The sequence below is a fragment of the Plantactinospora sp. KBS50 genome, assembly GCF_002285795.1.
Lineage (GTDB): Bacteria > Actinomycetota > Actinomycetes > Mycobacteriales > Micromonosporaceae > KBS50.
Window position 1 is genome coordinate 3335069 of sequence record NZ_CP022961.1, and the last position, 20319, is coordinate 3355387.

Here is a 20319-nt window from a genome sequence, read left to right on the forward strand (position 1 = left end):
CGTTCGTCATATTTGGTGGCTGACGCCCGGTCCCGGGTGCCGGACCGGCGACAGCGACGTCCCCGGTCGTTCCGGCTGAGCGGTTTCGCGGGTACCGGTTACGGTGCAGGGGGGTTCGCCGTGATCTGTGAGACGAGCACGTCGAGCATCAGCCACGGCTCGGTGCCGCGGCCGAGACCGGCGCAACCCGACATCAGGCTGGCGCTGCTGGGCGGCTTCCAGCTGACCGAGCGGGGGCGGACGCTCGTCGTACCGCGCGGGCTCCAGCGGGTGATCGCGCTGATCGCGCTCCAGCCCGGGGCGACCCGGGCACACCTGGCCGGGCTGCTCTGGCCGGAGACGTCCGAGGAACGTGCCCTGTCCTGCCTGCGTACGGCGCTGTGGCGGATCCGTCAGGACCGGTCCTGCCCGCTGCTGATCTCCGCCGACACCGTCCGGCTCGATCCGCTGGTCGAGGTGGACGTCGACGAGCTGATCTGCACCGCCGAGCGGATCGGCGCCGGCGCGGACCCTTCCGGCGCGCTGCCGGTCCTCGCGGCGGGCCGGCACGACCTGCTTCCCGGCTGGTACGAGGACTGGGTGCTGCTGGAGCGCGAACGGCTCCGGCAACTGCGGCTGCACCTGCTGGAGGGCATCGCCCGGGCGCACCTGCGGGCCGGCGAGCACGGGGCGGCGTTGCAGGCGGCGCTGGACGCGATGTCCGCCGAGCCGCTGCGGGAGACGCCGCACCGGCTGATCGTGGAGACCCACCTGGCCGAGGGCAACGCGTACGAGGCGCTGCACGCGTTCTACGTCTACCGGGACCTGCTGCGCCGGGAACTCCAGTTGGAGCCCTCGGGTGCGATGTGCGCCCTGGTCGACGACGTCCTGGCCCCGATCGGCGGTCCCCGTCCCGCCGGCACGGCGACCCGGGCCTGGTGGCAGCACGCCGGGTCGGCAACCGGACGGTAGCCGCACACTTCGCCACAGGCCGCACGCCGCACGCCACACGCCACAGGCCACAGGCCACAGGCCGCACGCTGGCGCCGGCGTGCGGCGCCGGCGTGCGTCGAATCGTTCGTCGTTTCAGCATCGGCTCGACGGGTACGCAACAGGCAGCGGCACCGACGGCCGGACCCGGGAGAGAACCGCGGTCTGCCCGTACCGCCCTGGACGCCGAAGTTGGCCTTTCGAGCCCATCAGGAGGTTCCCGTGTCCACCGTCACCGAGTCGATCGACGTGAACGTCCCGGTCAATACCGCGTACAACCAGTGGACGCAGTTCGAATCCTTCCCCAAGTTCATGGGTGGGGTGGAATCCATCACGCAGCTCGACGACCGCCGGACGCACTGGGTCACCAAGGTCGCCGGCGTGCGGCGGGAGTTCGACGCCGAGATCACCGAGCAGCACCCGGACGAGCGGGTCGCCTGGAAGAGCCTCGACGGCGACACCCGGCACGCGGGCGTGGTCACCTTCCACCGGCTCAACAACGAGCAGACCCGGGTCACCATCCAGCTCGACTGGCGACCCGAGGGCCTGGTGGAGAAGGCCGGAAACGCGGTGGGCGCCGACGACCACCAGGTGAAGGCGGACGCCAAGCGGTTCAAGGAGTTCATCGAGCAGCGCGGCGCCGAGACCGGTGCCTGGCGCGGCGACGTACCGCGTCCCGGGCGGTGACCGGGAGCACCACCCGATCGCTCTCGCCCGGCGCCGCCGGCCCACCGCCGGCGGCGCCGTGGCATGTCCGGACCGGTACGCCTCAGCGGCGCGCCGACAGCGGGTACGCGCGCAACAGGCGCGCCCAGCCGGGCCGGCCGCGAGCGGCCCGGCGTGCCGGCGCACCGCGCACGCTCAGCCAGCCACCCGGCCCCATCCGCACGCTGCCCACCGCCGGTCCGGGCCGGCGGGTGGCGGCCGCGACGCCCAGCACCACGGCCAGCACGCCCACGGTGCCGGCCGCCACGCCGGCCAGCCGGTGCAGGTCCACCACCGGTCGGTAGCGCACCTCGCCGTCCACCACCACGAACGCGCCCACCGGCCGGTTGCCGTCGACCACCGGTACCAGCCCGCCGGCCGGGATCCGGGCAGGGCCGGCACCGGCCGAGGTCGGCTCGGCGCCGCCGGACGCTGCACCGGTGGACGCCGGAGTGGCGGGGGCGGGGCAGCCGGCACCGGCACCGGCACGGGTGCGACCAATGGTGCCGGGCCGGTCGGGTTGAAGATCGCGGTCATCGGAACCTCCCAGCGGCCGGCCTCCCACCCCGCCGGCCCAGCGCCGACCGGCCCGGAAACACCGTCCAGTCCCTGCATACCGCCGGCCCCGCCGGCGCCGGCAGGGCCGGTGGACCCGGCCGGGTGGCGGTTGGGCCCTACCGCACGCCGGACAGCCAGCGGTCGACCAGGGCGTTGCGGAAGATCCCGGCCGGGTCGTACCGGCGGGCCAGGGCCGCGAAGTCGGCCAGCCGCTCGTACCGGCCGGCCGGGTCGAGGCCGGCCTCCTTGCCCCAGTGCGCCCGCGCCGACAGCGGTGCGAGCCGTTCCTCCATCGCGGCCAGCACCGGCGCCACCGCCGCACCGTCCGGCACCCAGGTGAAGTGCAGCGCGACGGTGTCCCGGCCGTACATCGGACTGAGCCACAGCTCGTCGGCGGCAACCGTGCGGACCTCGCAGATCTGCAGCACCGCCGCGATCCGGTCGCGGATCCCGCGCAGCGCCGACAGCGCCTCGACCAGCCGGTCCCGGGGCAGCAGGTACTCCGACTGCAGTTCGGCGCCGTTGCTCGGGGTGAATTCGAGCCGGAAGTGCGGCAGCCGGGTGTGCCACGGCCCGGGTACGCCGCCCTGCCGGGTGCAGGCCGCCGGCGCCATGCCGGGCACCGGGTGCCGCGGGCCGTCGGCCGCGGTGGCGCCGAACCAGTGGGGGCCGGGCTCCGGCCGCCCGTCGTCCGTCCGCCGCTTGACCCAGGCGGTGGCGAAGTCGCCGGTCGTCCAGTCGGTGAACAGGCTCACGCTGTAGCCGTCGGCGAAGATCTCCGGCCAGTGCGCGTCCACCGCCGCCCGGGGCAGGTCGTCGAAGACGTACTGCCGGACGTCGTACGCCGGCTGGATGTCCAGGCTCAGCCGGGTGACCACGCCCAGGCAGCCGAGGCCGACCACGGCGCCCGCCAGGTCCGGATGGCCGCGCCGCAGGGTCCGCAGCGACCCGTCGGCGCTCACCAGGTCCAGTCCGGACACGGCGCTGGCCAGGCCGCCGTTGCCGTCCCCGGAGCCGTGCGTGCCGGTGGCGCAGGAGCCGGCCACCGAGATGTGCGGCAGCGAGGCCAGGTTGTGCAGCGCGAAACCGGCCTCGTGCAGCCGGACGGCCAGTTCGCCGTAGCGGACACCGGCGGCGACAGACACGGTGCGGCCGGCCGGGTCGATCTCGATCTCGGGGGGCAGGTCCGCCACCGAGACCAGTTCGCCGTCGGTGTCGGCGATCCGGTTGAACGAGTGCCCGGTGCCCAGCACGCGCAGCCTGGTCCCGGCCGCGGCGCGGGAGCCGACCAGGTCGCCCAGTTCGGCCAGGGACGCCGGCCGGTGCAGCCGGCGGGCGGTGAACCGCACGTTGCCGGCCCAGTTGGTGATCGCACCGGTCATCCGCGCGCCCTCCCCAGGGGTGTGTGTCCAGGTCCCCGGCCCGGGGTGAGTGTCCGGACGGAGTCCGGCGCGGTCCGGTCGGGCGGATGCGGGCCGGTCACGGGTTCCGACACCGGCCCTGGCGGGTGATCAGGCTACTCCCCCGCCACCGCTCACCGCCCGGCGGATCGTCCCCGTGCAGGCGGGAAGCGGTGCCCGACGGTCACGCCGAGGACCGCGCGAAAGAGGCCACGCCGGGTGTGGGCGGGTCCAGTGGATCGTGGATGTCCGGTGCCCCCTGGAGGGCAGCAGGCATCCACGATCCACTTGTCGCCGATCTGACGCGCAGCCGGGCCACACCCCGTACGGCATCCTAGGAAGATAGCTTGCTGGGGGGATCCGGCATCTTTTGCCGCGCCGCCGGGTACCTCCGACCGGGACGGCCCGCACCGGGCCGGCCAGAACCGAGGAGTACGGCCATGAGCACCTACCGGGATCCGGCGGCAAGCGGCGACGTCCACCCGTCCGAGGAGGAGGTCGACCCGGCCGGCCCGGGGTACGACCCGGCCGACCCGGCGCCGGACTCCCCCGCCGCTCCCGCCACCGTGACCGCGGGGGCGGGCGAGGCTGCGGCGTGGGCCGATCAGGCGGGACGGTCCGACCGGACATGGACCGGACCGTCGGGACGGTCCGACCGGGCGTGGACGGGCTCGGGACCCGGGCGCGGCCTTGCGGGTACGCCGTCCGGCCCGGTCCCGGCGGCCCGGTCGATCGTCACCCACCACGCCGACGGCTCCACCGAGGTGGTCACCGACCTGGACGGCGACGGCATCGCCGACATCGTGCAGATCGACGTGGACGGCGACGGCGTACCGGACGTGACCTATCTGGACGCCGACCGCGACGGTCGGCTGGACACCGTGCTCGGCGGGGACGGCGCGCCCCGGCCCGGCGCGGCCTGATCCCGGCGGGCGGTCAGCCCACCCAGCCACGCGCCCGACCGTGCCGCGCGGTCAGCCGGCGGGGTCGTCCGACGCCGTGCCGTCCGGACCGGCCCAGCCGAGCCACCATTCGTGTTCGGGCACCTCGCCCGCCGCGGCCACCAGCGTGCGCAGCGCCGTCACCAGCTCCTGCCGGCCCCCGCCCGCCGGTACCGCCGCCACCAGCGCGGTGATCTCCTCCCGGCGCCGCGAGGTCACCTCGTCGACCAGATCGCGCCCGGCCGGGGTGAGGGTGAGCCGCACCTCGCGCCGGTCGGCGGAACCGCGGTAGCGGCGCACGAGTTGCTTGCGCACCAGCCGGTCGCACATCCGGGTGCCGGTGGAGGGGTTCACGCCCAGTTCGGCGGAGATGTCCACGACCCGCTGCGGGCCCCGGGAGGCCAGCACGACCAGCGCCCGGTACTGCGGAAGCGTGACGTCGGCGTCCAGGTGGGCCAGCGAGCGGGCGGCCAGGGCCACCATCACCCGGCCGATGGACAGCAGCGCGTCCACCAGCTCGTCCCGGTCCTCGGGCTTGCGGGCCGGCGGCTGCACGGGTCGCGACATGGTGCGATTGTCACCCACCGTACGACCGGCGCATCGCCCTCCCCGCCCACCGGCCGGCGTCCGGGGTCTGGCCTGGGCATTCGCGCGCCGCCCGGGGCGCGGACCCGACCCGGATCCCGCGCGGCGCGGCGCTCACCGCGCGCCCCGACGACCCCCCGCGCGACCCACCGCGCGACACACGGCGCGACCCACCGCGCGACACACGGCGCGACCCACCGCGCGACACACGGCGCGACCCACCGCGCGACACACGGCGGAGCGCGGCGCTCACCGCGCGGCCCGGCGGCCGCGGGTCCAGGCCAGCGCGGCCAGCCCGGCCAGCAGCGCGGCCGAGGCCCCGAGCAGGCCGTGGTGCTGGGAGGCCCAGAGCTGGGCGCTGCGGTCGGTGGACGTCGCGTCGAACGAGCCGTGCGCGCCCTGGTCGGTGCCGGGCGCCGCGTCGGCGGGCCGCCACAGGTTCTCCCGGACCCGGTGCCGCACCTGGTCGGTCTGCTGCGAGCCGAACCCGGTCCGGGCCAGGTAGCGGTCGAGCAGCCCGGGGGCCACGGCGTTGGCGATCAGGGTGCCGGCGGTGGAGGCGCCGACCCAGTACTCCCGGCGGCCCGGGTGTGCCGCCGCGTGCTGGATGGCCCGGGCGGCCACCTCGGGCTGGTAGATCGGCGGTACCGGCCGCGGGTGGCGGGACAGCCGGGACAGCACCCAGTCGAACTGCGGGGTGTTCACCGCCGGCATCTGCACCATGGTCACCCGCACCCGGCTCCTGTCGTGCAGCAGTTCGCAGCGCAGCGACTCGTGGAAGCCCTGGATGGCGTGCTTGGCCCCGCAGTAGACGCTCTGCAACGGGATCCCCCGGTAGGCCAGCGCCGAGCCGACCTGCACGATCGTCCCGCGGTCGCGGGGACGCATCCGGCGCAGCGCGGCCCGGGTGCCGTTGACGTAGCCCAGGTAGGTCACCTCGGTGGCGCGCTGGAACTCCGCCGGGGTGATCTCGAGGAACGGCGCGAAGACCGAGGCGAAGGCGACGTTGACCCACACGTCGATGGGGCCGAGACGCTCCTCCACGGCGGCCGCGGCGGCCTCGACGGCGGCGTCGTCGGCCACGTCCACGGCGAGCGGCAGCGCCCGGCGGCCGGCCCCGCGGACCTCGTCCGCCGCGGCCGCCAGCCCGTCCTCGCCGCGGGCGATCAGCGCCACGTCGGCGCCGGCGCCGGCGAACCGGCGGGCCGTGGCGCGGCCGATCCCGCCACTCGCGCCGGTCACCACCACGATCGGCCGCCCACCCTGAGACTGCATGGTCACTCCCTCCGGCTCGCGGTGTCGGGCACCGCCGGCGGCCGGAACCGGGCCGCCCCCGCAGTGCGATGCCCGACGGGGCACCGCGCAAAACCGGAACCAAGGAATTGTCATGGGCAATGTTTGCATGATGCATGTATTCTGGTGACCAGCGCCGTACGCCGAACCCGACGTACTCCGACCTCACGGAAGCAACCGGCAGGAGACGGCCATGACAGACCACCGCACACCGCGCGACGACGACCTCCCCCGCCCTCCGGGCCGGGGCGCCCGGTCCTTCCCGGCGACCCTGCACGAGCAGGCAGAACTGATCGCGATCCCCGACTACGACTGGGTGGGCGGCCCGGTGGGCGCGGTCAGCGACGGCATCATCAACTTCGCCCGCCGGCACTCGCACCACGCGGCGCCGGAACCGCGGACCGCGGCCCCGGAACCGGCGCCGCCGGCCGATCCCCGGCACCGTCCGGCCGCCGGGCCGAGTTCACCGGACCGACCGGGCTGAACGCCTGCGGCGTGTTGCCGACCGCCGACCCGATCCGGCCACAACCGGCCGGAGCCGGCCGCGATGATGAGGGGGTACGCGGCGACGGAGGTGCAGCGATGTCCCAGGCGGACCGCCCGAACCGGCTGCTGCGCCCGCAGGCCGGGGCCACCCCGGTCACCACCTTCGAACTCTTCTTCGACCTGGTCTACGTGCTGGCCGTCACCCAGATCACCGACCTGCTGCTGGGCCACCTGACCGGCGCCGGCGCGGTGCAGGCGCTCATCCTGCTGCTCGCGGTCTGGTGGGCCTGGATGGACACGGCCTGGGTCACCAACTGGTTCGACCCGGACCGCCCGCCGGTCCGGCTGATGCTGATCGGGGTGATGCTGCTCAGCCTCTTCATGTCCGCGGTGCTGCCGGAGGCGTACGGCGGGCAGGGGCTGGCGTTCGCCGGCGCGTACGCCGCCCTGCAGGTCGGCCGGACCGCGTCGGTCTGGGCCGCGCTGACCGGCCAGCCGCGGCTGCGCCGCAACTTCCTGCGGCTGCTGGCCTGGCGCTCGGCCACCGGCGTGCTGTGGCTGGCCGGCGGCCTCGCCGGCGGGACGGCCCGGATGGCGTTCTGGGCCGCGGCCGTGGTTGTCGACTACGTCGCCGCGGCGGCCGGGTTCTACCTGCCGACGCTCGGCCGGTCCGGGCCGGCGGACTGGCCGATCTCCGGCCGGCACCTGGCGGAGCGCTGCCGGCTGTTCCTGCTCATCGCGCTCGGCGAGTCGATCCTGGTGGCCGGGACGAATCTGGGCCGGCGGGACCCGGACGCGCTCTCCGGGGTCGCCTTCGCGGTCGCCTTCGCGGGCAGCGTCGCGCTGTGGTGGATCTACTTCGACCGCGCCGCGGAGGCCGCCGCGGCGGTGCTGGACGCCGGCGAGGAACCCGGCCGGCTGGGCCGCTCGGCGTACACGTACCACCACGTGCCGATGGTCGCCGGCATCATCGTGACCGCCGTCGGGGACGAGCTGACGATCGACCACCCGCTCGACCCGGCCGGCGCGGCGGCGGTCGCCACCGTGCTCGGCGGCCCGGCCCTGTTCCTGCTCGGGCACGTGCTGTTCAAGCGGGCGGTGTTCGGCCGGTACCCGGCGGGCCGGCTGGTCGCGGCGGCCGCGCTGGTGGTCGTCGGCGTCGCGCTGCTCGCGCTGCCCGCCGGCGCCGCGCCGCCGCTGCTGGCGCTCAGCGGGTACGCCCTGGCGGCGCTGGCCGCGGCCGTCGTGCTGGACACGCGGTCCCGCACCGCCCCGGCAGGCCGGTCCCAGCCGGCCCGTTAGCGCTCCAGAGTGGATTTGCGCGGTCGGTGGGTATTGCTAATATCGGCCCTCCCGCCACCGGAGGTGATGGCCACGTTACGGCTGGAGGCGCTGGTGGCTACCCCGACGCTCGGCCCGCTCACGGCCACGGTGCGCCCGGGCGAGCTGCTGGCCGTCGCGGCGGCGCCGCCGGGCGGCACCGAACTGGCCCGGGTGGTGGTGGGCCTCGCCGCACCGGTCGCCGGGCAGATCCTGGTGGACGGCCGGGACGTGACGACACGCCGGCCGCACCGGCGCCGGCTCGGGTACGTACCGGCCGGCGGCGGCCTGTTGCCGCACCTGCCGGTGGGGCCGAACGTCCGCTTCGGACAGCGGCGGCGCGAGCAGGTGCACGCCGTCACCAGGGAACGCTTCGACGCCGTGGTCGCGCAACTGGAACTGGGACCGAGCCTGCACCTGCTGCCGCACCAGCTCAACGAGGCGCAGCGGTTCCGGGTGGCGCTGGCCCGGGCCGCCGTCGGACCGGCCGAGGTGCTCGTGGTCGACCTGCCCCGGCCGGTCGAGGGCGCCGACCGGCTGGCCGACCTGGTGTCCCGGATCGCCCCGCCGGACTCCGCGGGGGTCGCCGCGCTGGTCTGCCTGGCCGACACGATGGCACTGGACGGCATGACCCGGCGGGTCGCCGCACCGGCCGGGTCGGCGTCCCGATGAGCCCGGCGGGCCGGCCGGGCCGGCGCACCGTGCTGCGCGCCGGGATCGCGGCGGTGGCCGCAGCGGGCGTCCCGGCAACCGCCGCGGGGTGCGCCGCGGGCGGCCGGCCGGTGCAGGTCGCGGTGGTGTGGAGCGATGAGGAACTGCGCCTGTTCAAGCGGGTGATGAGCGGGTACGGCCGGCCGTGGCGGGTGATCAGCGCCGGCGACGACATCGACGCGTTCCTGCGGGCCCGGCACCTGGCCGGCACGCTGCCGGACGCCGCCATCCTGTCCCGTCCCGGGCTGGTGGTCGAGTACGCCGGGCGGGACTGGCTGACCGAGTTGGACAGTTCCTGGTCGGGTCGGTTTCCCGGCGCCCTGGACGGGCTGCTGCGGGTGCACGGCCGGCTGTACGGGGCGTGGGTGAAGCTCGCGCACAAGTCCCTGCTGTGGTACCAGCCGCAACTGCTTCCCGGCGGACCACCCGGCTCCTGGCCCGACCTGGTGCGCCTCACCGCCGAGTTGGGGCGGCGGCACCTGGCCGGTGCGGGTCCGGCGCCGCTGTCCGTCGGCGCGGCCGATGGCTGGGTGCTTACCGACTGGTTCGAGAACGTGCTGGCCAGCACCGCGAGCGCGCGGTTCTACACCGGACTGGCCGGCGGGTCGCGGGACTGGACCGCGGAGCCGGTCCGGCAGGCGCTGCGTCGCCTCGCCGAGATCTGGGGGCTGCCCGGCGCGTTCCCGGGCGGCGCGCCCCGGGCGCTGCTGACCCAGTTCGACGAGTCGGTCATCCAGGTCGGCGCCCGCCGCCAGGCCGTGCTGGTGGCCGGCGCGGACTTCGTGGAGCGGATGGACCGGGACTTCGATCCGGTGACCGGCCGGCTGAGTTCCGTGCGGTTCCCGGTCGGCGAGCGCTCTGGCGACCCGGCGCCGCTGGTGGTGGGCGGCGACGCGATGGTGGTGCTGCGCGGCTCCGCCGCCGGCCACGACCTCGTGCGGTGGCTGCTGGACGCCGACTTCGGGCCGTGGATAGACGCCGGCGGGTTCCTGTCGGCCCGCACCGGCGTGCCGCCGGAGCGTTACCCCGACCACCGCCGGCAGTTGGCCACCGACATCCAGGTGGCCGGCGACCGGCTCCGCTTCGACCTGTCCGACCTGCTGCCCAGCCCGCTGACCGGCGCCGACGGCGTGGGTAGCTGGCGGATCATGCAGGACTTCTTCGCGGCCGTGGCCCGCGGCCCGCGGGATTGGACCCGGGTCGAGCCGGCCGCCGTGGACCGTGCGGTGGAGCAGACCGTGCGCCGGTTCGCCACCACCGCCGCCCGCGGGACCGGCCCGGCATGACCCCGACACCCGTGCTCGGCGAGGTCAGCGTCCTGGACGACGTCGGCCCACCCCGGCGCGGCCGGGCGTACCCGCTGGCCGCCGGCGCCTCGGCGCTGCTGCTGCCGGCGGCGCTGCTGCTCGGCGGGCTGGTGCTCTGGCCGGTGCTGCGCACCCTGTACGTCAGCGTGCGGACCCCGGACGCAGGGCTCGGGGTGGACAACTTCCGGCAGGCGCTGGCCGCCCCCGGCGCCGGCGCCGCCTTCTGGCGCACGCTGTGGTGGGCGCTGCTGGTTCCGGCCGTGGTCACGGTGCTGGGCTACCTGCTGGCCGTGGCCTCCCGGCGGTGGCGGCAGGGCCGGCTGGTCCGGCTCGTGCTGCTGGCTCCGATCGCGCTGCCGCTGGTGGTCACCGGGGTGACGTTCCGGCTGGTGTACGACCCCGGCCGCGGCCCGGCCACGCAGCTCGGCGCCCTGCTGCTGGGCAGGTCCGCGCAGGCCGGCCCGCAGTTCCTCGGACCCGCGCTGGTGACCGTGGCCGTCATGTCGGCGTTCGTCTGGGCCTGGGTCGGCCTGGCCGTCCTGGTCTTCCGGGCCGCCCTCGCGGCGCTGCCGGCCGAGCTGGCCGACGCGGTCTCGGTCTACGGCGGCACCCGCCGCGCCCAGCTCTGGCACGCGCAGTGGCGACCGCTGCTGCTGCGCACCGCCGCGGTGGTGTTCACCCTGGTCGCGCTGGCCACGGTGCGCAGTTTCGACCTCGTGCTGATGATGGCGCCCGGCGCCAGCATCGACGAGGCGTCGGTGCTGGCCGTGCAGGTGTGGCAGACCGGTCGGGGCACCACCTCCGGCGAGGGCGCGGCGCTCGGGGTGGTCTGGCTCGCGGTGGTGGCCACCGGTGTGCTCGTGGCCGCCCCGTTCGTCCGCCAGGCGTGGCCGGCGCCGCGGCTGAGCCCCGTCCCCGAGCCGGCCGCCGCGGCGGTCTCCCCGGCGCGCCGGGCGGCCCGGGCCGCGGCGGCCGTCGCCGGGCTGTTCTGGCTGGTGCCGGTGGTGGTGCTGCTGATCGCCTCGCTGCACGGGCGCGTCGACGCCGCCACCGGCCGCTGGTGGTCGGCCGCGCCGACCGGCCGCTCCTACCGGGACGTGCTGGCCGGCGGCGACCTGCTGCACACCATGGGCTTCACCCTCGCGCTGGCCGGCACGGCGACCGCCGTCGTGCTGCTGGTGGCGCTGGTGGCGGCGTACCCGCTGGCCTGGCTGACCGGGCCGCCGGCGCAGCTGACCGGCGTCCTGCTGACGGCGGCCGCGATCATGCCGGTGCAGGCCATCGCCGGCCCGATCAACGAGGTTCTGGGTTTCGTGCTCTCCTCCGGGTCGGTCCGCGGTCTCATCCTGGTGCACGTGGCCATGGGCGTGCCGATCGCGGTGCTGGTGCTGCGCAACGCGTTCGCCGACCTGCCCGCGGCCCAGGTGCGGCGGGCGCGGGTGGCCGGCCGGCGGTGGTGGAACACGCTGTGGCGGCTGGCCCGGCACAACCCGTCGGCGGTGATCGCGGTGGCCGTGCTCCAGTTCGTGCAGGTGTGGAACGACTTCGCCGTCGGGCTGCTGTTCAGCGGGGCGGACGCCGCGCCGCTGGGCCTGTACCTCTACGGCCAGAGCCGGTACTTCGTGGCCAACACCGGCGTGCTGGCCGCCAGTTCGGCCGTGGGCTCGCTGCTGCCGGTCGTGCTGGTGCTGCTGGCCCGGCGCCACCTGATCGCCGGGCTGGTCTCCGGGGGCGGCCGGTGACCCCGCACGGCACCGGCACCGACGGGCTGAACCGGCCACCCCGCTGGCCGGTGCTGGTGTCCATCGGCACGCTGCTGTCCGGGGTGCTCGGCAACACGCTCAGCGACCAGCTCAGCAGCCTGGCCGGGGACGTACTCGGCCGGGCCAGCATCGCGGTCGCCGTGCTCGGCGGGGTGGCCAGCGTCGCCTTCGAGGTACGCCGGCGCCGGCGCGGTCCCCGGTACCGGCTGCCGGAGCCGACCGACACGGTCTCCTCCTCGGCGGACACCCCGACGCTGCCGTATCCCGCCGGCTTCACCGGTCGGACCGACCAGGTGTCGGCGATCCGTGACGCGATCAAGCGGGAGCACGCGGTGGCGGTGCTGGGCCGGCGGGCGGTGGGCACCTCCTCGTGCGCGGTGCAGGCGGCCAACCTGTGCCGGGAGGACTTCCCGGACGGCCAGTTCTACCTGGACCTGCGCGCCCGGGGCCGGCGACCCAGGCCGCGCGAGGTGCTCACCGCGCTGGCCCGGATCCTCGGTACCGCGCCGCCGCCGTCGAGCCGGCAGGCCGACCTGACCGCCGCCGCGGACGCGGTGCGCAGCCAACTCGACGGGCGGGAGATCCTGCTCGTGCTGGACAACGTGGACGATCCGGACCAGGTCCGCCCGTTGCTGCCGCCGGCCGCCCGGACCTGCCGGTTGCTGCTGGCCGGCGCCCCCGGGCTGGCCGGCCTGGAGGGCGTGTCCCCGTACTGGCTGGACGAGCCGGACACCGCGGACGCGGTCCAGCTCTTCGCCGCCTCCGGGGAGGCCGCCTCGGCCGGGCGCAGCCGCCGGTCCGACCCGCGCACCGATCCGGTGGTCCGGCGGATCGTCGAGCTGTGCGGGCGGCAGCCGCGGACCATCCGGGCCCTGGGCTACCGGGCCGCCCGGCACGGCTGGCGGTCGGTGGACCTGCACCGGATCCTCCGGCGGGCCGTGGAAACCCCGCCGCACCAGCGCATCCCGTACTCCCCCGCGGTCAGCCTGCTCACCGACCGGGACACCGCGTACGCCGCGCTGTCGCCCGGCGCCAAGCGGGTGTACCGGCTGATGTCGCTCGGACCCGCCGCGCTGGACCGGCCGGCCATCGCCGCGCTGGCCAACCGGAGCGCGGCCCGGATCTCCGCCCTGGTCGACGAGTTGGCCACGGCCGCCTTCGTGGTCAGCGCCCCCGGCGACCGGTACGAGATCCGGCCGCTGCTGGCCGCGTACGCGCGGCTGCACCTGCGCGACGCCGAGCCCGGCCGGCGGCGGGTGGCCGCCCAGGCGCGGCTGGCCCGGCACCTGGCCCGGCACGCCGAGCGGTACGCGGCGAGCCTTCCTGCCTCGATGGCCGGCGCCGAACCGGGCGGGTTCCTGTCCCTGTCGGAGGATCCGGGCGGCTGGTTCGAGCTGCACCAGGATCTGCTGCGCGGGGTGGTGAGCGGGCCGGCCGGGGCCGCCGAGGCGCTGCCCTGGCGGGTCCGCCGCTGGTGGTTCCGGCTGAGCGTGGCGCTCTGCGGCTGGTACGCCCACGACGGGCGGCTCGACGAGTGGGCCGAGGTCTGCCGCACCGTGCTGGCCACGCCGACGGCCGGGGACCGGCCGCGGATCGCCGGCTGGGCGCACAACGAACTGGGGGTGCTGCACCGCCGGCGCGGCGACCCGTACGGCGCCGCCGACGCGCTGAACGCGGCCGTGGCCGAGCGCCGGCACCGCGGCGGCGCGCAGTCCCGGTACAACCTGGGACTCGCGCTGCTGGATCAGGGGCTGGTGGACGAGGCGATCGAGCACCTGGAGGTGTCCCGCCGGCACCGTTCCCGGACCGACCGGGCCGGGCACGCGCTTACCGATCTCGGGCTGGGCGCCGCGCAGCTGATCCGCGACGAACCGGAGCGGGCACGCCACCACCTGGTGCGGGCCGCCAACGCTTTCCGGAGCCTGGGCGACGCCCGTGGCTACGCCGCGGCACTGACCAACCTGATCCTGGTGCACAACCGGCTCAACGAGCACCTGGACGCCGCCCAGACGTGGCGGGCCGCGCTGCGCGAGTACGAGACCGTGCCGGACCCACCGGCCCGGGCCACCGCGTTGCTCAACGCCGGCGCCGTCCTGCTGGCCAGCGCCCCGGCGCGGGTGGCGCTGGCCGAGGAGCTGCTCGACGAGAGCCGGCGGCTGCGCGAGGCGTGGCCGCCCACCGCCGGGCTGGGCCGGACCCTGCTCCATCTGGGTGACGCGGCCCGCGAGCGGGGCCGACCGGACCTGGCCCGGCAGCGCTGGGCCAGGGCGGCCGAGGTCTGCGCGGCGGTCGGCGACCGGGCCGGTTCCGCGGCCGCCGACGGCCGGCTCGGCTGACCGGCGGCTCGGGCGCCGCTGCGATGTCCGGCGACCTGCCGCACGAGGTCGCCGGCCGCGGCGCGGGATTCCCGGACGTGTTGCGAGGGCGCGGGACGCGGCGGGAGATTGCCGGCCGCGGCGCGGATCAGTCGCTGCTGCCGGGGCTCGGAGTGGCGGTCGGCCCGTCGGCCGACACCCAGGTCGGGTGGGCCGCCACGAAGTCCTCGACGGTGTCGTCCCGGACCGCGCGCAGCAGTTCCAGGCTGGTGTCGCTGAGGATCTCGGCGCTACCCACCCCGGGCACCGACCGGCTGTTGAAGGTGCCGTTGTTGGTCTTGATCGTGGTGATCTCGTCGGGCTTGATGTTCCGCATCGCGAACGCCCAGTCCTCCAGCGGGATCCCGCCGTCGTCGACGGTCATCGCCTTGCCGACCGCGGACAGCAGGCCGGGCAGCTTGGTCGGCGAGTCGAGGCCGTCCTCGACGACCTGCTTCATGACCGCCTTGATGAACTGCTGCTGGTGCCGTTGCCGGCCGTAGTCGTAGTCGCGGTTGGCCAGCAGGTCGCGCTGCCGGACGAAGTCCAGCGCCTCGGCCGGGGTGAAGCAGTGGTCGCCCTTGGCGTACACGTTCGGGGTGACTCCGGCGATGCGGTGGTTGACCGTACCGTCCGGATTGATCTTGTACGGCTTGGCGGGATTGCCGTCCGCGTCCTTGCCGACGTGGATCGAGGTGGTCTTCTCGTCCACGTACATGCAGACCCGGCCGAGCACCTCGACGACCTGCTTGAAGCCCTGGAAGTCGATGATGGCACCGGCGTCCGGCGTGATGCCGGTGACCTTCTGCACGGTCAGCGCGAGCAGTTCGAAGCCGTGCGACAGCGCGGTCGCCCCGGTCAGTCCCTGGCTGCCGAACGCGAAGGCAGCGTTGATCTTGTTCTCGCCACCCCGGTAGGCCACCTTGCCGTTGTCGTACGCGGGGATGGTCACCAGCGAGTCGCGCGGCAGCGAGACCAGGTACGCCCGGCTGTGGTCGGCCGGGATGTGCAGCAGAATGATCGAGTCGGACCGGACGAGGTCGCTCGAATCCTGCCCCGGCCGCGCGTCGAGGCCGACCAGCAGGATGTTCTTGGCCCCGGTGATGCTCTGGTGCTGCCGCTCGGGCGCGGCACTGCCGAGCAGGTCCTGCTGGGTCACCTTGCTCGTCGCGGCCTGCACCAGCACCTTCGCCCCGCCCAGCGCCACCCCGCTGACCAGGACCAGAACCGCGCCGAGGGCGGTGCACCAGCGCGCCCAGCGGGGCGCACGGCGGCGCGGGCGCCGATCGGCGGATCGGCGGGCACGGCCGCGGGAACGGGAACTGAGGGGGGACACGATGTCCTTCGGTCCGGGGACGGAGCAGCGGGGAAAAGGCTACGTGCCGCCCGGCGCCGCACCAAGCCCGGCGATCTGTGAGTTCACTGTACGTATCGGCCGGCGGGACCGGACGTACCCGACGTGCACGGCGGCATCCGGACAGCGCGGGTCCCCCGGATCCGCCCGGTACGCCCGACCGGCGGATCCAGGGGACGATCCCGCGCTCAGTTCCCGTAGGTGATAGTCCACTCCTTACCGTCGTAAACGGCCTTGGCGCTGGTCAGGCCATCGGGGTAGGTCACCTGGGCCGGCGTGGTGAGTTCGGAGATGTCCATCACCTCGCTGCTGGCGAAGCTTCCGAACGCGACCCAGTAGGTGGGTTTCGGATCGAACTCGACTCCGGCGTTCGTGAGGGTCGGCACGACGAACGTGCCGGCTCCCGACATCCCGATGCCGACACTTCCCTGGTCGGCATTTCCCGGCCCCGGCACCGAACCGTCCTCCTTGATCGTCAGACTTCCGTCTTTTCCGGAAGAACCGAGCGGTCCGAACTCGAAACCGCCGTCGACGTAGGACAGCGTCACCAAATTGTTCTCGGTCAGATCCGCCGCGAGGATCTGACCGGCCACGAACTGCGTGCCCGGGACGAGCGTCCCGACCTGACCCCACACGAAGCTGTAGTCGATACTCCATTGATACTCGATCGACGTCGACGGGTGGCACATCTTGGACATCCAGGCGAGGGTCACCGCATCACTCGGGAGCGAGGGCATCTCCTGGAACAGAATCGCATTCATCCCGTCGAGCGCGGATTCGTTCATGATCGTGACGTTGTAGCCGACCAGAGGCTCTGGCGACGGGCCGGCAAGGCCCGAGTCGGTACGCGACGCCGCGGCCGCCCGGCCGGCGAGACCCGCGCCGAGGAACACCGCCCCCAGACCCGCACCGACCGCGACAAGTCCCTCTCGTCGACTGATTCTGGCTTCCCTCACGCCTACTCCTCGCTCACGAAGAATATCCCTGACCGGGGCCGAAGAATGCGCGGCACACGTGAATGGCCGAGGTGGCAAGCCCTTCACCATCGGCCCAGTGGGATTTGTGGTTCTCTATATGCTATAGAGCGCACCCCAGCCTGGGCAAGCATTTCCCCGACACCCGGCGCGGTCAATCGCGACTGGTAGAACGTTGCAAAACTCAGTCGGCGGATCTGTGCCGTCCAGAGCGAATGGCTCCCACGGAGCCACACCGGAGGCGCCGGAAAAACGTGGGGTGAGGATCCCGGTCAGGCGCCGGGCGGGGCGAGCAGGTAGTCGTCCGCCTCGGAACTCCAGCGCAACCCGACCGCACCGGTCGTGGCGGCCGCCTTGCAGAACTGGAGAAAGCTGCGGTAGCCGAGCTTCTTCTCGCTGAAGTCGGGGCGGACCCGCAGCAACTGGTTCTTCAACCCGGACAGCGCCACCGCGCCGTCCCGGCCGACCTGGTCGACGACCACCGAACGGAGCAGGCCGAACGCGGTCTCCCGGTCGCCGTGCTCGGGCAGCGAGACCTCCGGATCGCCCTTGGCCGGCCCCTCCGCCAGCTCGACCACGGTGTTGCCGGCGAGGTGGCGCAGCAGCTCGCCGAAGGTGCGGAAGCCGTAGTCCGACTCGCTGAACGTGGGATCCTTGCGCAGCAGGGTGCGCTTCAGCGTGGAGGCGGTGACGGCCCCGCTGGAACTGCCCTGCAGCCCGGCCACCGTCTGCGCCACCAGCACCGAGAGGCTGTCGACGTCGCGCGCCGGCTCCTCGCCGGCCGCCCGGCCGTCGGGCGCCGCCGTCTCCTCCGGCGGCTCGGGCCGGGCCGGCTCCGCGGCGGCGCCGCGGTCCACGGCCGGCCGTTCCGGTCGCCCCCGCCGACCCCGGGTGGCCGGGACCTCGACACCCTCCAGCCGGTCGTAGTACAGGAACTCGTCGCAGGCCGGCGGCAGCAGCGCGGACGTGGAGCGCTCCACGCCGACCCCGATGACCTGCTTGTTCAGCTCGCGCAGCTTGTACACCAGCGGGGTGAAGTCGCTGTCCCCGGTGCAGATCACGAACGTCGAGATGTAGCCCCGCTCGAACGCCAGCTCGACCGCGTCGACGGCCATCTTGATGTCGGCGGCGTTCTTGCGGGCCGCCCCCATCCGCTGCGGGATCTCGATGAGTTCCACGTGCGACCGGGTGAGCATCCGGCGGTCCTCGTCGAAGTAGGACCAGTCCGCGTACGCCCGGCGCACCACCACGCGCCCCCGCTCGGCGAGGGCGTCGGCGATGGGCCGGAAGTCGAAGGCCATGCCGCCGAGATTGTCCCGCGCGCCCAGCGCGAGGTTCTCGTAGTCGAGGAACAGGGCGATACGGTCTTCTTGCTCCATGGCGGCCAGCCTAGTGGCAGGCCGGGGTGCTAGCCGCGGCGCGCCGCCGCGTCCCGGCCGACCGATCCGCGTTCCCAGACGATGTGCAGTCCGGACTCCCCCGGCGCCTCGGGGTCGCACGGCACCCGGGCGGCCTCGGTGAAGCCGGCCTTGGCGGCGACCCGGCCCGAGGCGGCGTTCGCCGCGTCGTGCCGGATCGCCACGCGTTCGATGTCGGGCAGGTCGAGGGCCACCCGGGCGAGCGCCGCGGCCAGCGTGGTCGCGAAGCCCTTTCCGGTCTGGTCGGTGCGGATCCAGTAGCCGATCTCCAGGATGCCCGGCCCCATCCGCGTCATCAGGCCGGCGGAGCCGATCAGGTCGCCCACCGCGGTGAAGGCCGCGTACTGGAAGGCCGTGCCACCCCGCCAGCCGGCGTCGGACAGCTCGATGAAGGCCCGCGCGTCGGCGACGTCGTAGTGGTCGTGCGCCCAGGGCATGAACGGCCGCAGTTGCGCCAGCGAGGCTCGGACGACCTCGGCCAGGTCCGCCGCCCACTCCGGCTCCCAGCGCTTGAGCACCACGTCGCCCGCGTTGATCATTTCCGGTGGTTCCACCACCCGATCCTGGCGCCGACCGGGCGCCGGTGGCAAACCGGTTCGCCGCCCGGCCGGGTCCGCACGCGGGACGTACGGTCGCCGGCCGGGCGGCGGGAATCCGCTACTGCAGACTCCACTGCTGGTTGCTGCCGCCGCTGCACGCGTACAACTGGATCTTCGTACCGTTCGCCGTACCCGCACCCACAGCGTCCAGACAACGCCCCGACTGCACCCCACTGATCGAACCGTTCGAATTCACGTTCCACTGCTGGTTCGCCTGACCATTGCAGTCCCAGATGACCACCTGCGTACCGTTGGCAGTCCCCTGCCCGTACGCATCCAGGCACTTGTTCCCCAACACCTGCAACTGCTTGCCCGACGTGTACGTCCACAACTGCCCCGAGGTGTTCCAGCAGTCGTACAACTGCACCTGCGCACCGTTCGTACCGCTACCGTTCGGCACGTCGATACACCGACCCGACCCGGTCCCCCGGATGTGCTGGCCGCTGCCGGTCGAGGTGGACGTCGAGTAGCCGGCCGCGTTGATGTTGGCCTGGACCGAGTTCTCGGTGGCGTCGGTCGGATATCCGGAGGTCATCACGCCCTCGTAGAAGGTGCCGGCCGCACCGATGCTGTTGTCGCCGCCGATGCCCAGGATGATGGCGCCTTCCTTCTTCATCGGGTTGTAGCCCGAGGCGTTCGGCCTGACCCCGTTGTAGAAGGTGGAGAGGCTGCCGGACTGGGCGTTGCCGCCGCGGATGGCCCAGTGGTTCGGCTCGCCCTTGATGATCGCCGTGGTGAACCGGTAGTTGATGGTCGGGTCGTTGGCGTTGTAGCGCGTGTTGACGCCGGAGAAGAGGCCGTTCTCCAGGTCGGCCATGATCCACGGCCCGTTGCCGCTGCCGTACCCCCAGACCTTGATGTTGCCGAAGTAGATGGCCTCCATGGTGCCGTTGCCGTTGTCCCGGCTGTTGGTCTCGGCGTTGCCGTAGTCGAAGCAGCAGCCGCCGTTGTAGTGCGTGCCGTCGAAGATCGCGTACATGCCCTCGGGCTGGTCGCCGGTGGCCACGCCGTTGGTGGAGTTGTTGCGGTAGCCGGTGCCGGGAGACACGTACACGCCGTACGCCTTGTGGCCACCCACACTGATCGGCGCGGCGGTGGCGTTGGCCAGGTTGTCGTAGCCGCCGGCGGCCGGACCGCTGAACCCGCCGGGCGGGGCCTGGGTCAGGTCGTTGCCCCGGCCGCTCTGGTCGTAGATGCGGGAGATGACGCAGGTGGTGTTTGCGCAGAACGAGTCCTGGATGGACGCGTCGGCCACCCCGCCGGCGGTCAGCGGGGTGATGCTGCGGTACGTGTTGTCCGAGGCCCGACGGACCTGGTACAGGTAGCCGGTGTAGGAGCCGTACAGCGCCCGGGTGGTGCTGTGCGCGGCCACACACGGGGTGCCACCGGACGCGTAGATGTCGCACGGCCCGGTGGTGGCCGCCGCGGCCGGCGAGGTGGCGATGACCGACGCGCCCGCGCCGGTGGCAAGGAGGAGCAGCGGGATCCACGCCGCCGCCAACCGGCGGCCGGGTCTTCCTTGGTTCATCGATTCCTCCGCGGGGGTTACGGGGATGTGAACGATAACATCGTTGTTTAGCAT

Annotated in this window: 18 protein-coding genes; 9 read left to right on the plus strand and 9 right to left on the minus strand. The window is 74.1% G+C overall.

Annotation, left to right across the window (positions count from 1 at the left end; genetic code table 11):
• The first annotated feature begins 147 nt into the window (after positions 1 to 147).
• Both CIK06_RS14910 and CIK06_RS14915 read left to right on the plus strand, forming a co-directional pair.
• Entirely contained in the window at positions 148 to 951 is an 804-nt protein-coding gene (locus CIK06_RS14910) for a bacterial transcriptional activator domain-containing protein (protein WP_095567844.1), read from the plus strand.
• A gap of 240 nt (positions 952 to 1191) precedes the next feature.
• Positions 1192 to 1656, plus strand: a complete 465-nt coding sequence (locus CIK06_RS14915) for an SRPBCC family protein (protein ID WP_095565335.1) — start codon at positions 1192 to 1194, stop codon at positions 1654 to 1656.
• Positions 1657 to 1738: 82 nt separating this feature from the next.
• Here the strand turns inward: CIK06_RS14915 and CIK06_RS31070 are convergent, their stop codons facing one another.
• Together CIK06_RS31070 and CIK06_RS14925 are read right to left on the minus strand one after the other, a co-directional pair.
• Positions 1739 to 2035, minus strand: coding sequence for a hypothetical protein (locus tag CIK06_RS31070; protein WP_232534227.1), 297 nt, complete (start codon positions 2033 to 2035; stop codon positions 1739 to 1741).
• Positions 2036 to 2348: 313 nt separating this feature from the next.
• The gene (locus CIK06_RS14925; RefSeq protein WP_095565336.1) at positions 2349 to 3614 is read right to left on the minus strand and encodes an FAD-binding protein; all 1266 of its coding nucleotides are present in this window, start codon (positions 3612 to 3614) and stop codon (positions 2349 to 2351) included.
• 458 nt (positions 3615 to 4072) lie between these two features.
• On the opposite strand from CIK06_RS14925, the gene CIK06_RS14930 reads away from it, so the two are divergent.
• Positions 4073 to 4555 carry a hypothetical protein gene (locus CIK06_RS14930; RefSeq protein ID WP_095565337.1) on the plus strand — a complete coding sequence of 161 codons (483 nt, stop codon included), beginning with the start codon at positions 4073 to 4075 and terminating at the stop codon, positions 4553 to 4555.
• Positions 4556 to 4606: 51 nt separating this feature from the next.
• Here the strand turns inward: CIK06_RS14930 and CIK06_RS14935 are convergent, their stop codons facing one another.
• The gene (locus tag CIK06_RS14935; protein ID WP_198348249.1) at positions 4607 to 5140 is read right to left on the minus strand and encodes a MarR family winged helix-turn-helix transcriptional regulator; all 534 of its coding nucleotides are present in this window, start codon (positions 5138 to 5140) and stop codon (positions 4607 to 4609) included.
• Between the two features lie 267 nt (positions 5141 to 5407).
• Positions 5408 to 6433: an SDR family oxidoreductase gene (locus tag CIK06_RS14940; protein ID WP_095567846.1), complete on the minus strand. Its 1026-nt coding sequence runs from the start codon at positions 6431 to 6433 to the stop codon at positions 5408 to 5410.
• A gap of 211 nt (positions 6434 to 6644) precedes the next feature.
• Between CIK06_RS14940 and CIK06_RS14945 the strand changes: the two genes are divergently transcribed.
• The 6 genes from CIK06_RS14945 to CIK06_RS14970 all read left to right on the plus strand — a co-directional run bounded on the left by CIK06_RS14945 (position 6645) and on the right by CIK06_RS14970 (position 14374).
• Positions 6645 to 6935: a hypothetical protein gene (locus CIK06_RS14945; RefSeq protein ID WP_095565338.1), complete on the plus strand. Its 291-nt coding sequence runs from the start codon at positions 6645 to 6647 to the stop codon at positions 6933 to 6935.
• Positions 6936 to 7033: 98 nt separating this feature from the next.
• The gene (locus tag CIK06_RS14950) at positions 7034 to 8239 is read left to right on the plus strand and encodes a low temperature requirement protein A (RefSeq protein WP_095565339.1); all 1206 of its coding nucleotides are present in this window, start codon (positions 7034 to 7036) and stop codon (positions 8237 to 8239) included.
• A 66-nt stretch (positions 8240 to 8305) separates the two neighbouring features.
• Positions 8306 to 8929, plus strand: coding sequence for an ATP-binding cassette domain-containing protein (locus CIK06_RS14955; RefSeq protein WP_095565340.1), 624 nt, complete (start codon positions 8306 to 8308; stop codon positions 8927 to 8929).
• Positions 8926 to 10254: an ABC transporter substrate-binding protein gene (locus CIK06_RS14960; protein ID WP_095565341.1), complete on the plus strand. Its 1329-nt coding sequence runs from the start codon at positions 8926 to 8928 to the stop codon at positions 10252 to 10254. Before CIK06_RS14955 ends, CIK06_RS14960 begins: the two co-directional genes overlap by 4 nt.
• Positions 10251 to 12017, plus strand: coding sequence for an ABC transporter permease subunit (locus tag CIK06_RS14965; protein WP_095565342.1), 1767 nt, complete (start codon positions 10251 to 10253; stop codon positions 12015 to 12017). Before CIK06_RS14960 ends, CIK06_RS14965 begins: the two co-directional genes overlap by 4 nt.
• The gene (locus CIK06_RS14970) at positions 12014 to 14374 is read left to right on the plus strand and encodes a tetratricopeptide repeat protein (protein ID WP_095565343.1); all 2361 of its coding nucleotides are present in this window, start codon (positions 12014 to 12016) and stop codon (positions 14372 to 14374) included. Before CIK06_RS14965 ends, CIK06_RS14970 begins: the two co-directional genes overlap by 4 nt.
• Positions 14375 to 14501: 127 nt before the next feature.
• Here the strand turns inward: CIK06_RS14970 and CIK06_RS14975 are convergent, their stop codons facing one another.
• From CIK06_RS14975 to CIK06_RS14995, 5 genes are all read right to left on the minus strand, one after another.
• Complete coding sequence (locus tag CIK06_RS14975) at positions 14502 to 15728, minus strand: LCP family protein (RefSeq protein ID WP_095565344.1); 1227 nt, start codon at positions 15726 to 15728, stop codon at positions 14502 to 14504.
• Between the two features lie 206 nt (positions 15729 to 15934).
• Positions 15935 to 16702 (minus strand): hypothetical protein, encoded by a 768-nt coding sequence (locus tag CIK06_RS14980; RefSeq protein ID WP_198347868.1) that lies wholly within the window; start codon positions 16700 to 16702, stop codon positions 15935 to 15937.
• Between the two features lie 290 nt (positions 16703 to 16992).
• The gene (locus CIK06_RS14985) at positions 16993 to 18099 is read right to left on the minus strand and encodes a PIN domain-containing protein (RefSeq protein ID WP_095565345.1); all 1107 of its coding nucleotides are present in this window, start codon (positions 18097 to 18099) and stop codon (positions 16993 to 16995) included.
• 29 nt (positions 18100 to 18128) lie between these two features.
• Positions 18129 to 18692, minus strand: coding sequence for a GNAT family N-acetyltransferase (locus tag CIK06_RS14990; protein WP_232533637.1), 564 nt, complete (start codon positions 18690 to 18692; stop codon positions 18129 to 18131).
• A gap of 103 nt (positions 18693 to 18795) precedes the next feature.
• Entirely contained in the window at positions 18796 to 20265 is a 1470-nt protein-coding gene (locus CIK06_RS14995) for an arabinofuranosidase catalytic domain-containing protein (protein WP_095565346.1), read from the minus strand.
• Between the last annotated feature and the right edge of the window lie 54 nt (positions 20266 to 20319).

Excerpts from the sequence above, each read along its gene's own strand:
- CIK06_RS14925 (WP_095565336.1), bottom strand. The coding sequence starts at position 3,614 with ATGACCGGTGCGATCACCAACTGGGCCGGCAACGTGCGGTTCACCGCC.
- CIK06_RS14960 (WP_095565341.1), top strand. The coding sequence starts at position 8,926 with ATGAGCCCGGCGGGCCGGCCGGGCCGGCGCACCGTGCTGCGCGCCGGG.
- CIK06_RS14955 (WP_095565340.1), top strand. The coding sequence starts at position 8,306 with ATGGCCACGTTACGGCTGGAGGCGCTGGTGGCTACCCCGACGCTCGGC.
- CIK06_RS14930 (WP_095565337.1), top strand. The coding sequence starts at position 4,073 with ATGAGCACCTACCGGGATCCGGCGGCAAGCGGCGACGTCCACCCGTCC.
- CIK06_RS14965 (WP_095565342.1), top strand. The coding sequence starts at position 10,251 with ATGACCCCGACACCCGTGCTCGGCGAGGTCAGCGTCCTGGACGACGTC.
- CIK06_RS14950 (WP_095565339.1), top strand. The coding sequence starts at position 7,034 with ATGTCCCAGGCGGACCGCCCGAACCGGCTGCTGCGCCCGCAGGCCGGG.
- CIK06_RS14935 (WP_198348249.1), bottom strand. The coding sequence starts at position 5,140 with ATGTCGCGACCCGTGCAGCCGCCGGCCCGCAAGCCCGAGGACCGGGAC.
- CIK06_RS14940 (WP_095567846.1), bottom strand. The coding sequence starts at position 6,433 with ATGCAGTCTCAGGGTGGGCGGCCGATCGTGGTGGTGACCGGCGCGAGT.
- CIK06_RS14995 (WP_095565346.1), bottom strand. The coding sequence starts at position 20,265 with ATGAACCAAGGAAGACCCGGCCGCCGGTTGGCGGCGGCGTGGATCCCG.
- CIK06_RS14945 (WP_095565338.1), top strand. The coding sequence starts at position 6,645 with ATGACAGACCACCGCACACCGCGCGACGACGACCTCCCCCGCCCTCCG.
- CIK06_RS14985 (WP_095565345.1), bottom strand. The coding sequence starts at position 18,099 with ATGGAGCAAGAAGACCGTATCGCCCTGTTCCTCGACTACGAGAACCTC.